Source organism: Proteus sp. G2618, assembly GCF_009915995.1.
Taxonomy (GTDB): Bacteria; Pseudomonadota; Gammaproteobacteria; order Enterobacterales; family Enterobacteriaceae; genus Proteus; species Proteus terrae.
This window is the reverse complement of the sequence record NZ_JAABNI010000023.1, coordinates 481,462-493,185: the sequence shown is the minus strand read 5'-3', so window position 1 is coordinate 493,185 and position 11,724 is coordinate 481,462. Positions and strand designations below refer to the sequence as shown.

Below are 11,724 nucleotides of genomic sequence, written 5' to 3'. Positions count from 1 at the left end.
ATTGATTATCTAAATACATTCGATTTCGAGATGAAAATTTTTAACAAAACAATTTGGTGTATTCTGTTTATTTCTCTAAAGATGCCTGAATTCCTATCTCTGTTCGTTTTTCACTTTTCCAATCAATAACTTTCATTTTCCCAAAATAAATAAACTTTCAATAAACTTGTTTAAAATTAACAAGTAAAAGTGAAAGCATAAAAAAAACACAACTCTTTATTGATGCATATTACTTGTTATAGTGATGCAACAATTGACTTTTGTTCCTTGTTATCTCATTGAAAAGGTTATAAAAAATGAAGCAACGTAAGTTTCTTACACGTTTTGAGATCAATTCTATTTTGAAACAAGCAAAGGAAGGACGGTATCCAGAAAGAGATTACTGTATGTTTTTAATGTGTTTTTTACATGGGTTTCGCGTTAGTGAACTATGCAGATTAACCCTCAGTGATATTGATTTGGAAAGTCGGATACTCTATGTCAGGCGTTTGAAGGGGGGGTTATCTACAACGCAACCAATTATTGAAGAGGAGTACGAAGCGTTAGTTAACTGGTTGAAAAAACGGGAAACATGGCGAGAATCTGATTCAGAATGGGTCTTTTTATCCCAAAAAACAGGACCTATTTCACGTCAGCAGGTGTATGGATTACTACGTCGTTTAGGTAAAGATGCTAATGTATCCGTTTCTCCTCATCCCCATATGCTACGCCATGCATGTGGCTATGCACTAGCAGATTTAGGTAGAGATACCCGTTTAATTCAGGATTACTTGGGACACCGTAATATTTCACATACTGTTATCTATACCGCAAGTAATTCAAAACGATTTATTCACATTTGGGATATAAGAAATTAACAATTATTATTTTATTAATACGCTCTATGAAGATTAATACACTAAATATAGCAGGCTATATTTTTTCAATAAGAATAAAGTTAATTTTTAATATAATTAAGAAATTTAGGATTTGTTTTAGACTAAATACATAATTACGATTACTGGTATTAATAATTTATTAATAATCATTTTCTAATTAAAGAATAATTCAATACTAGCACTCTCTTTTTGATTATCTTTATTGGAGGGAGATAATTTTAATATCAATCTTTATTTATTAATAATACTAAACATTTTTTGTTTAATTTTTAACCGAGGAAATAAGGGTTTTATTTAAAGAAAATTTCCATTTTTAAAACTTTTTATTCATTTGCATTCCATGCACACGCTGTCATATCTCACTATCCCCTACGTTACTGTTAGGGGATAGTTATGAATTACCGTAAAAAGCACGATTAACCTTTTACACAAACAACCTGTCGTAGTGTATGAACAACCTCAACAAGCGATAACTGAGCCTTCATTACAGCATCAATATCCTTATAAGCCATTGGAATTTCATCAATCACATCTTCATCTTTTCGACATTCCACATGCGCTGTAGCTCGAATTTGGTCTTCAATACTAAAGGCTTTTTTCGCTGCTGTTCGGCTCATTACGCGTCCTGCGCCATGGCTACATGAACAGAAACTTTCGGCATTTCCCTTACCTCTAACAATAAAGCTCTTCGCTCCCATTGAACCCGGAATGATCCCCATTTCACCTTTTTGAGCAGAAACAGCCCCTTTTCTAGTCACCAGTACCTCTTCACCAAAGTGCATTTCTTTTTGCACATAGTTATGGTGGCAGTTCACTGCCTGTTGTTGAGTTGTAAAAGGTTTAGTTATTTCTGTTGATAATGCCGCCAACACGCGTTCCATCATAATTTCACGATTATGTCGGGCAAAATCCTGTGCCCATTCTACGGCTTCTATATAGTCATCATAGAAAAGCGTTCCTTCTTTTAAGTACGCTAAATTTTTATCTGGCAAGTTAGCGATATGTTCTCTCATGTCTTCTTGTGCCATTTGTATAAATAAAGTACCAATAGCATTACCCACACCACGAGATCCACTATGTAGCATTACCCAAACATTATCTGCTTCATCAAGGCACAACTCGATAAAGTGGTTTCCTGTTCCTAATGTACCTAGGTGACGATAGTTATTTGTATTTCGTAAACGTGGATACTTATCAGTTAAAACCTTAAAACGCCCTTCAAGTTGTTGCCAATGTTGATCAACAAGTTTAGGTGGGTTCTTCCATGAACCACGATCGTTCCCTGACTGATAACTTGTTCGTCCATGAGGTACTGCTCTTTCTATTGCCGTTCTTATGGCAAATAAATTATCTGGCAAATCATTTGCGTGTAACGATGTTTTTACCGCAATCATTCCACATCCAATATCTACACCAACAGCAGCCGGAATAATCGCACCTTTTGTTGGGATAACACTTCCTATTGTTGAACCTTTCCCTAAGTGAACATCGGGCATTACTGCCATATGTTTAAAAATAAAAGGCATCTTTGCAGTATTGATAAGTTGCTTTAGAGCATCTGCTTCAACAGGTACACCATTTGTCCACATTTTGATTTCAGCAGTCCCTGCTTCTTTTACTATTTGATGATCCAATATCATTCTTGTGCTCCTTTAATTTGTACTAGCCCGTTTAATACTTGGTCTAAACCACCATAAACGGAAATCTTATCAATACGTTCTGCAATACGTTCTACGGTTTCTAGCTCTTTTAATCGTAGAGCTACTGGATTGTTTTCCATCACTTTTGCCGTATTTAATAAAGAACGTGTTGCGGATGTTTCTTCTCTTCGACGTATAACATTAGCCTGAGCTGATTTTTCAGCCTCAACCACCTGCGCTAAAATCGTTTTCATTTCACCCGGTAAAACAATGTCTTTTACCCCTAATGAAGCTACTTCAATGCCATATCCTTTAGTCACTTCCCTGATTTTTTCACTTACTAAACTGTCAATCAGTGTTTTATTTTCTAATAATTCATCCAATGTTCTTGTTCCTACGGCTTCACGTAACGCAAACTGCAACTCTTTGTATAAGAACTCAAGAGGTGAACTCAGTAGTTGGTACGCTGAAAGCACGTCGCGATAACGCCAACTCGCTGACAGATTAATGCGTAAGGTCACTTTATCTTTCGTTAAAATCTCTTGACCACTTATATCGAGTGTTTGTAAGCGCATATCAACGACTTCAACATCAATTTTGTGCTGATAACGCCAATAGCCTTTTAATCCTGGTGGTAATAGTGATTGAGTTTCACCATTAACACGGATAATGCCGGCATGCCATGTCGGAATATCCACACTTAATACACCTTCACTGCCTTTTATCGTCTGGTTACGTAATTTTGGATGCTGCAATTTTTTAACCAAAGCTGGTGAAACTTCCAATTCATTTGCTGACAATACTTCCATTGAGCGCTGTGCATAATTCCAATAGAGACGGCGAGTGCTCGGCGCTAAGATCTCTTTGAGTGAACCATTTTCATAGAGTAAGCCAATCTCTTCATCAGATAGCACAATATCAAAACAATATTCACTCACCCATTCTGGATGATATTGACGTAAAAATTCGGCTTTCTCTCTTTCAATTGCAGGGCCGTTTAATTCCACCAGCTCAACACTTAATTGGCGGCGAAGATCGAAAAATTTATGTTCACCCACAGCAAGGACATCAATATATTCATCGTCCTTCTTTAATAAACCCAGTTGTCCCTGTTTCACTTTTATTGTTGTTCTTATCATCATTGTTTCCCTTTTCTCTTCTTTATTATTGGCTTTCTTTTATTACCATTTTTATCGTGACTTGCTCTCCACGAACAAACTTGGCGAAATCGAAGGGAAAACAAGAGAGGAACGATACTCTGTTTGTCTCTTATTCTGCCTTCAATCCAGCGTAGTTGCTGGTGGATAAGCAAGGTGACGATACTGCTGTCACAACGATTTTTTATATTTAATTTTACATTTGGATTTGTAATGGTTTTGGTGTCAGGAATCGAACCTGAAAATAACCCTCTTCACCTACAGAGTCTCGATGTGGAGGAACACATTTTGATAACACCACAGAGTGTTCTTTATGTGCCTACCAGATTTAAAATCTGCTCAAGACATTAATAATATTGCGAGTCTCGTGCCAAGTTTTTAAATATCACCAAAATCATTTTTAACCATATGTTTTAATTAATAAAAATATTTTCAATGTAATTTTTAAATATTTAGCCATTGAATTAAAATCGATAAAAACTTATCTTTTTATCTATAGATTTATAAATATAGATAAAAAGATAAGTAGAGATAACTTAATGAAACGCAAAGTGGTGATTGGTGTTTTAGGCACAACATTAGATAAACGGGGAAAAAGCCATAAAAGATGGAACTCATGGCGTCCAACAATTTCTATTTGCCATCAAAAAGATTTCCCCGTTAGTCGATTGGTCATGATCCATCAACCCAATGATTCAATATTAGCGTCAAAAATCATTGAAGATATCCATACTGTCTCCCCAGATACAGAAGTATTACCTTACGAAATTGATATTTGTGATCCTTGGGATCTAGAAGAGGTTTACAGCCACTTTCTTGATTTTGCAGTGAGCTATCCATTTGATACTGAAAATGAAGAATATTATGTCCATATCACAACGGGTACGCACATCGCTCAGATTTGCTGGTTTTTACTGACTGAAGCCCACTACTTACCTGCAAAACTATTACAAACTTCCCCCTCTTCTAAAATCGAAAATGAAGATGGTATCAAAACAGTACAATCAGCCACGGGGAGTTATTCTGTTATTGATCTCGATTTAAGCCGTTATACAAAACTAACAAGCCGATTCGAGCACTACCATAATGAATCACTCTCTTTCTTAAAATCAGGGATAGCCACACGCAACGAACGTTTTAATGCTTTAATTGCTCAGATTGAGCGAGTGGCATTACGCTCTGTTGCACCCATTTTATTAACAGGTCCCACAGGAGCCGGGAAATCATTCCTTGCTCAGCGTATTTATGAATTACGGCAGTCTCGCCATTTTGTAAAAGGTCGTTTTATTGCTGTTAACTGCGCCACTTTGCGCGGTGATAACGCCATGTCTACTTTATTTGGCCACGTAAAAGGGGCATTTACAGGTGCATTACAAGCTAGGCAAGGCTTATTAAGGGAGGCCGATAAAGGAATTTTATTTCTTGATGAAATTGCGGAATTAGGACTTGATGAACAAGCAATGTTACTGAAAGCAATAGAAGAAAAATCTTTTTATCCTTATGGTTCCGATACTGAAGTTCAAAGCGATTTTCAGCTAATTGCGGGAACGCATCGGGATATGGACAAACAAATTGCGAAAGGGCTTTTTCGTGAAGATCTCTATGCAAGGATCAACTTATGGTCTTTTTCTCTGCCGGGTTTAGCCGATCGCAAAGAGGATATTGAGCCTAACATCGATTATGAATTACATCACTTTGCAAAGCTTTATCAAAAGGCAATTCGCTTTAATTCTGATGCGAAATCACACTATATTCGATTTGCAACATCTGAACAGGCATTATGGCGTGGTAACTTCCGTGAACTTAGTGCTAGTATAACGCGAATGGCAACACTTGCCGAAAATGGTCGTATTACCCTTCCTCTTGTTGATGAAGAAATTAATCGTTTAAAACAAAATTGGGGTGTTACTTCCTCTTCTTTATTTAATAGTTCTGATATTGATCTTTTCGATCTTAGCCAACTCAATACAGTTATCAAAACATGTCAGCAATCATCAACGCTCTCAGAAGCTGGTAGAAAACTTTTCGCAGTATCAAGACAAAATAAAAAACAACCCAACGATGCCGATCGTCTACGTAAGTATCTTGCGAAATTCGATTTAAGTTGGGAACAAATTCGACACGGAGAATAATATTTCATTATGGAGCTCACTTTTTTAGGCACTAACGCAGGCGTCCCTTCTAAAGATCGCAATGTCACCAGTATGGTGCTTGATTTACAAAATAAACAAAAAAGTATGTGGATGTTTGATTGTGGTGAAGCGACACAACATCAAATATTGCATACCCGCGTAAAATTACCGCGTTTAAATAAAATTTTTATTACCCACTTACATGGCGATCATATTTTTGGTTTACCAGGATTACTTTGTAGTCGCTCAATGGGAGGAACCGAAACACTTTTAACAGTGTATGGCCCTACGGGTATCAAAGCCTTTATAGAAACGGCGTTGACATTAAGCCAATCCTATTTAACTTACCCTATTAATATTGTTGAAATTGACAAAGCGGGCTTTCTGTTTGAAGAGGAAGGTATGAAAGTGAGTTGTGAAGCACTTTCTCATCCTGTACCTTGTTTTGGTTATCGCTTAGAAGAAGAAAACAGCCCGGGTAAATTAAATGCAGAAAAACTGAAGGTTGACAATATTCCTGCGGGCGCTTGGTTACAAGAATTAAAACAAGGTAAAACCATTACCTTGCCAGATGGAAGAGTTATTGACGGCAAAGAGTATATTGGCCCTGAAATAAAAGGACGCTGTATTGCTATTTTTGGTGATACACAACCCACGCCGGATGCATTAAAACTGGCTAATAATGCAGATATTATTGTTCATGAAGCGACGTTTAAACATGAAATGGCAGAGCAAGCAAATAGCCGTGGACACTCAACAACGGTACAAGCAGCACAGTTAGCCAAAGACGCTAATGCCAAAAAGCTGATTATCACACATATTAGTAGTCGCTATTCCCCCGAAGACTGTGCTGGATTACTCAATGAAAGCCAACAGATCTTTAGCCATACTGAAATGGCTTCTGATTTTGAGGTATTTAAGTTGTAATTACGCTTTCACTAAATAACAGTGGCGATATTATGTCGCCACTGTTATGGCTCATACTTCACTCATCGACATATATTTTAGTTAGTTATCTATAATTTTGTGCGTTTTATCTTCCCATCTTGCAAAATAAAATTAACTTTTCCATCCCAGAATTCAGCTAAGAAAATATCTTCTGGTTTCTCAATATGCTGATTTTTCATCTCATCTTGAAGCCATATTTCATCTTTTTCTATTTGCTCTAATTCTGATGTTCGAATAACACCATCTTTCATAACAATAATCGAAGGCATTTTTGCACCGTCACATACCACAGTGATTTGTCCATCAGGTTCAATTTGTGCGTAATTGACCTCTTGAAATGAGTGAATGCCTTGAGCATGAAGACGAGACGTTATGTTTAAAATATCTATTTTGTTCTTTTTCTCCATGATGTTTTCCATTATAAATTCGCCCTTCTTTATAATGGGAATAGGATTACCAATAGTTACTGCACGGAAAAAATTGAATCGCTTACTGATATAATTAAGCAAAGATATAAAACAGACACCAATTAAGAAGACGATAATATATTGATAAAGAGGGATCGCATCAGTGTAAATCACTCCCCCCATAATGCCACCGAGTACAAAATTACCAATAAAATCAATAGGTGTTAATTGAGAGAGTTGTGTTTTACCCGATAAATTCATATGGACTAATATGATAGTAAAACCAATAATAAATTTGATAATAACCAGAAAGTAATATTCCATTTGCCGTCTCATATTTCCAATAATTTCTATACTTATTATAAAGCAGAAAATCTCTCCCAGATAAAAATCTAAATTATTTTTAATGATATTTGACTAAGAAAAAACACTTAATATACTTAGGTTTGTTGATTTTAAGACTCATACTATACTTATTATGATGATTTATTCGTAATCTCTTACTACCAACTCAATAACTTCTCGCTTTTTCTAGTTCTTACGCGGGATATCACTGAATTGTTTTTGAACACACATTTTGGAGAAAAAAATGAATAAAAAACTACTTACTTCATTGGTTCTAGCGGGTCTTGTTACTATTACAGCAGGTTGTGATGATTCATCTAAAAAAGTTGATGAAAGTATTGATAAGGCAAAAGAAACAGCAACTCAAGTAACTGAAACAGCACAAGATAAAGCCAATGAGTTGACAGAACAAGCCAAAGATAAAGCAGCTGACTTGAAAGAAGATGCATCCGCAAAAGCAGATGAATTAACACAACAAGCTCAAGAGCTAAAAGATAAAGCTGAACAAAAAGCGGCTGAGCTAAAAGCGCAAGCTGATGAAAAAACAGATACTCTAAAAGAGAGTGTTTCACAAAAAACCGATGAGCTAAAAGATGCGAGTGCTGCAAAAGCAGAAGAAATTAAACAAAGCCTAGAAGCTGAAAGCAATAAACTCTCTGAAAAAGCGGCAGAATTAAAACAAGATGCCAGTAAAACAGCAGATAACCTGATGCAAGAAGCTGACACAAAAGTTGATCAGCTAAAAGGTGATGCTTCAAAAACAAGTGGTGATATAAAACAACAAGCTCAAGAGACTGAAAATAAAGCACTTGATAAAGCAGATCAATTAACCGATCAGGCAAAACAAAAAATTGATGATTTAAAAGCTGAGAACAAATAATTTGATTTCAGAATTTTTGATGAATCAAAAGCCAGTGGATTTTCGCTGGCTTTTTTTTGTGCAAAAAAAAGACAAGGGTTGATCGATTAAGCAAAAAATGTAACCATGTTCTCCTTTTTTTAACAGGAGAAACCTATTAAAGAGTGAATACCTATACTATAAACAAATGGTAAAAAATTGATTTAATTGTAGTTTTCTTCATATTACGGAAAAAGTAATTTATTTCCGTTCTTTTATAAAACATCACATTGGTTTGATGATTTATTCAAATTTTCTTATGAACTTTTCTTTTCTGGTAATGAAGAATATCAGATAGTGAATAGCGAAAAGTCTCTTTCTAGGAAAATAACAAAAAATAGGTTAACTATGAGTCAACAAAACGATATAACCCCTCAAAAAGTTAGGATGAAAATTAATCCTCCCGTTTTTTATACATCAGCGTTGTTAATTTTATTGGTCGTTGGCTTCTCTGCATTATTTCCAGAGCTGGCTAATGATAAATTAGGTCATCTTCAGGAAAACCTCTTCACAAATGCGAGTTGGTTCTACATTCTAGCCGTAGCATTGGTTTTGCTGAGTGTGACTTATTTAGGTCTTTCCCGTTTTGGTCAAATAAAACTGGGACCCGACCATGCACGCCCACATTTTAGCTATTTTGCCTGGTTTGCCATGCTCTTTTCTGCGGGAATGGGAATTGGGTTAATGTTCTTTGGCGTTGCTGAACCTGTCATGCATTATTTAATGCCCCCGACCGGTGATGCTCAAACCATAGAAGCAGCCAAAGAAGCTATGCGATTAACTTTTTTCCACTGGGGATTACATGCGTGGGCTATTTATGCCATTGTCGCTTTAATCTTGGCTTTTTTCTCTTATCGCCATGGTTTGCCATTAACATTGCGTTCTGCACTTTATCCTATTATTGGTGATCGCATACATGGACCTATTGGTCATGCCGTCGATATTTTTGCTGTTATGGGAACAGTTTTTGGTGTTGCAACTTCTCTAGGATTTGGTGTTCTGCAAGTTAATGCAGGTTTAAACCATCTTTTTAATGTACCCATTAATCCAACCGTGCAAGTTATATTGATTGTTGTGATAACAGGACTTGCAACTATTTCAGTTGTTTCTGGATTAGAAAAAGGGATCCGCTTTTTATCTGAACTTAACTTAGGATTAGCGGTAATTCTTCTTTTATTAGTCATTATTCTCGGCCCAACCGTATTGATATTAAAATCATTTGTTGAGAATACCGGGGGATATCTATCCGAAATTGTGAGTAAAACCTTTAATCTTTACGCATACGAACCAAAATCGAGTGACTGGTTAGGGGGATGGACTCTGCTTTATTGGGGCTGGTGGCTTTCATGGTCTCCATTTGTAGGGATGTTTATTGCCCGCATTTCTCGTGGTCGTACTATCCGCGAATTTGTTGTCGGTGTTCTGTTTGTTCCTGCTGGCTTTACTTTACTTTGGATGACAGTGTTTGGTAACACAGCAATCCATTTAATCAAAGATAAAGGTGCCGAGGCACTCGCCAATATTGTGCAACAAGATGTTTCCTTGGCTTTATTTGAGTTCTTAAACTATTTTCCATTCTCAACCGTATTATCCTTTGTTGCGATGCTGATGGTCATTGTGTTTTTTGTCACATCTGCGGACTCTGGAGCTATGGTAGTGGACACCTTAGCATCAGGGGGAGATAGTGAAACACCTGTATGGCAACGTATTTTCTGGGCTGCCTTAATGGGTATTTCTGCCATCACTTTATTATTAGCGGGTGGATTAACGGCACTTCAAACTGTTACGATTGCAAGTGCATTACCTTTCTCTATTGTATTACTCGCTTCTATTTATGGACTGATAAAAGCATTGCGAGTGGATGTATATAAACGTGACAGCCAACAGTTAACTACGATTGCACCACCAGCAAGCCGTAATCCAATTCCTTGGCAACGTCGTTTAAGAAATATTGCTTATTTTCCAAAACGTTCCCATGTAAAACGTTTTATGGATGAAGTTATTCAACCTTCAATGGAAATGGTCTCTGCTGAATTAAGCAAACAAGCAACTCAATGCTATATCCATAATGAAGAAGATGATCGCATTGGCTTCGAAGTCGATTTAGGCGATGACATGAATTTCTTCTATGAAGTTCGTCTGCGTTTTTATACTCAACCCGCTTTTGCTTTAGCTGGATTAAGTGATGAAGAAAGAGACGAAGAACATAAATATTATCGTGCTGAAATTCATTTAAAAGAAGGTGGGCAAGACTATGATGTAATGGGTTGGACGAAAGAACAAATCATTCACGATATTCTCGATCAGTATGAAAAACACATTCACTTCTTACATGTATTGGGTAAACAGTAATATTATCTAAGTCATAACAAACAAAAAGGAGATGCCCTTGCATCTCCTTTTTTATTATCAAAATAAATTATTTCTCTGATTGTTCTATATCATCTGGATTTAATGCAATCAGCTCTTTTAATAACCCAGATAGGCGTTGTAACTTCTCAGTCGAAAATTTTTGCTCAAGTAATTGATAGCCTTCTTCAATTTTAGGCTGAATTTTATCGTATAAACTTTGCCCATTGGCAGACAGTGAAACGAAAAGTTTACGTTGGTCACTCACAGGTTTTAAACGACAAATTAGCTCGTCTCTTTCCATTCTAATAAGAATACCCGTTAGACTTGGTCGGAGAATGCACGATTTTTGTGCTAATTCGTGGAAATCAATAGAGCGTTTATCCGCAAGTACGCGAATGATCCGCCACTGCTGTTCTGTCAGATTATGCTCTTTGAGAACAGGTCGAAAAAAACCCATCGCAGATTCCCGTGCTTGTAATAGCGCGATAGTTAATGATTCATGCATAATCAAGAAGCTCTTTATATGGTGTTATAGGTGAAATGACAAAATATCACTCAATATAGACAGTGAAAAAGTACCGCTGCTTACGGTTTATAAAATGACTATATTCTAAGAATAGACTAATTGTTACAATTATTCATATTAACAAATAAATAAAGTTGACTCAATTTTTGCAATTTTATTCCCTTTGTGCAATTTATCACCCATGCTTCTTTTTAGTGTTTATTTCATATTCTGCAACATCTTGACCTATACACAATTTTCATCAATTGGCAATTTGTGTTATCCCTCAGCCAACCCCAAAAAGTAGCCTGATTTGCCTATTATCCTACCTCTAAATTAGGAATAATGACGCTTAGCGATAAGGTTGTCTCACAGTTTTTTGAGATAAAGTTAACAGGTTGTAACAAAGAAAGATTGCTATCTTTGTTTATGCGCGGTAGCGTTACGGCTTTAAAACAACGC

General features: G+C 36.4%; 9 protein-coding genes. 5 read left to right on the top strand and 4 right to left on the bottom strand.

Going from position 1 to position 11,724, the window contains the following annotated elements; genetic code table 11:
* Positions 1-296 precede the first annotated feature (296 nt).
* Positions 297-857, top strand: a complete 561-nt coding sequence (mrpI, locus tag GWJ01_RS14245) for a phase variation DNA invertase MrpI (protein WP_161711225.1) — start codon at positions 297-299, stop codon at positions 855-857.
* Positions 858-1,294: 437 nt separating this feature from the next.
* Here mrpI and GWJ01_RS14240 read toward each other — a convergent pair whose 3' ends face one another.
* Positions 1,295-2,518 (bottom strand): RtcB family protein, encoded by a 1,224-nt coding sequence (locus tag GWJ01_RS14240; RefSeq protein ID WP_109401247.1) that lies wholly within the window; start codon positions 2,516-2,518, stop codon positions 1,295-1,297.
* Complete coding sequence (locus GWJ01_RS14235) at positions 2,515-3,654, bottom strand: slipin family protein (RefSeq protein ID WP_161711229.1); 1,140 nt, start codon at positions 3,652-3,654, stop codon at positions 2,515-2,517. Before GWJ01_RS14235 ends, GWJ01_RS14240 begins: the two co-directional genes overlap by 4 nt.
* Positions 3,655-4,214: 560 nt before the next feature.
* On the opposite strand from GWJ01_RS14235, the gene rtcR reads away from it, so the two are divergent.
* A complete protein-coding gene (gene rtcR / locus GWJ01_RS14230) occupies positions 4,215-5,807 on the top strand; it encodes an RNA repair transcriptional activator RtcR (protein WP_161711224.1) in 1,593 nt (530 codons plus the stop codon).
* A 9-nt stretch (positions 5,808-5,816) separates the two neighbouring features.
* Positions 5,817-6,734, top strand: a complete 918-nt coding sequence (gene rnz / locus GWJ01_RS14225) for a ribonuclease Z (RefSeq protein ID WP_161711223.1) — start codon at positions 5,817-5,819, stop codon at positions 6,732-6,734.
* Between the two features lie 89 nt (positions 6,735-6,823).
* Here the strand turns inward: rnz and GWJ01_RS14220 are convergent, their stop codons facing one another.
* Complete coding sequence (locus GWJ01_RS14220; protein WP_109401250.1) at positions 6,824-7,486, bottom strand: DUF421 domain-containing protein; 663 nt, start codon at positions 7,484-7,486, stop codon at positions 6,824-6,826.
* A gap of 265 nt (positions 7,487-7,751) precedes the next feature.
* On the opposite strand from GWJ01_RS14220, the gene GWJ01_RS14215 reads away from it, so the two are divergent.
* Positions 7,752-8,387: a hypothetical protein gene (locus GWJ01_RS14215; protein WP_109401251.1), complete on the top strand. Its 636-nt coding sequence runs from the start codon at positions 7,752-7,754 to the stop codon at positions 8,385-8,387.
* Between the two features lie 366 nt (positions 8,388-8,753).
* Positions 8,754-10,757 carry a choline BCCT transporter BetT gene (gene betT / locus GWJ01_RS14210; protein ID WP_109393343.1) on the top strand — a complete coding sequence of 668 codons (2,004 nt, stop codon included), beginning with the start codon at positions 8,754-8,756 and terminating at the stop codon, positions 10,755-10,757.
* A 67-nt stretch (positions 10,758-10,824) separates the two neighbouring features.
* Here betT and hpaR read toward each other — a convergent pair whose 3' ends face one another.
* Complete coding sequence (gene hpaR, locus GWJ01_RS14205; RefSeq protein ID WP_098940981.1) at positions 10,825-11,262, bottom strand: homoprotocatechuate degradation operon regulator HpaR; 438 nt, start codon at positions 11,260-11,262, stop codon at positions 10,825-10,827.
* Positions 11,263-11,724: the final 462 nt, after the last annotated feature.

What these genes read in the sequence shown, in the direction of transcription:
- mrpI (WP_161711225.1), top strand. Translation starts at nt 297, where the DNA reads ATGAAGCAACGTAAGTTTCTTACACGTTTTGAGATCAATTCTATTTTG.
- rnz (WP_161711223.1), top strand. Translation starts at nt 5,817, where the DNA reads ATGGAGCTCACTTTTTTAGGCACTAACGCAGGCGTCCCTTCTAAAGAT.
- betT (WP_109393343.1), top strand. Translation starts at nt 8,754, where the DNA reads ATGAGTCAACAAAACGATATAACCCCTCAAAAAGTTAGGATGAAAATT.
- GWJ01_RS14240 (WP_109401247.1), bottom strand. Translation starts at nt 2,518, where the DNA reads ATGATATTGGATCATCAAATAGTAAAAGAAGCAGGGACTGCTGAAATC.
- GWJ01_RS14215 (WP_109401251.1), top strand. Translation starts at nt 7,752, where the DNA reads ATGAATAAAAAACTACTTACTTCATTGGTTCTAGCGGGTCTTGTTACT.
- hpaR (WP_098940981.1), bottom strand. Translation starts at nt 11,262, where the DNA reads ATGCATGAATCATTAACTATCGCGCTATTACAAGCACGGGAATCTGCG.
- rtcR (WP_161711224.1), top strand. Translation starts at nt 4,215, where the DNA reads ATGAAACGCAAAGTGGTGATTGGTGTTTTAGGCACAACATTAGATAAA.
- GWJ01_RS14220 (WP_109401250.1), bottom strand. Translation starts at nt 7,486, where the DNA reads ATGGAATATTACTTTCTGGTTATTATCAAATTTATTATTGGTTTTACT.